The organism is Streptomyces sp. B1866, from assembly GCF_031932565.1.
Lineage (GTDB): Bacteria > Actinomycetota > Actinomycetes > Streptomycetales > Streptomycetaceae > Streptomyces.
In genome coordinates this window covers 1-356 of sequence record NZ_JAVSCF010000646.1, presented here as the reverse complement: position 1 = coordinate 356, position 356 = coordinate 1, and the positions used below count along the sequence as shown (strand labels likewise).

General features: G+C 75.3%; 1 protein-coding gene. It reads right to left on the bottom strand.

The window, feature by feature from the left end:
• The coding region (locus tag RKE29_RS30600) for a polyketide synthase dehydratase domain-containing protein (protein WP_312008933.1) at window positions 1-356 on the bottom strand (356 nt) is incomplete at both ends.

Sequence of the window (356 nt, the reverse complement as noted above, 5' to 3'; positions counted from 1 at the left end):
GGCCGTCCTCACCGGCCTGGCCGACGGTGACCTGGACCTGGACCGCGACGCCCTCCTCCAGGAGCAGCGGCGCCTCCAGCACCAGCTCGTCCAGCGCCGGGCTGCCGACCTGACGGCCCGCGGTGAGCGCCAGCTCGACCAGCGCGGTGCCCGGCACGATCGTCGTGCCCAGGACCACGTGGTCGCGGGTCCACGGCTGGGTCTCCGTGGACAGACGGCCGGTGAACACCCACTCGTCGCGCACGCCGACCTGCACCACCCCGGCGAGCATCGGGTGCTCGACCCGGCCGAGTCCGGCGGCGGTGGCGTCGCCGGTCCCGGACGTCGGAGCCAGCCAGTACCGCTCCCGCTGGAAC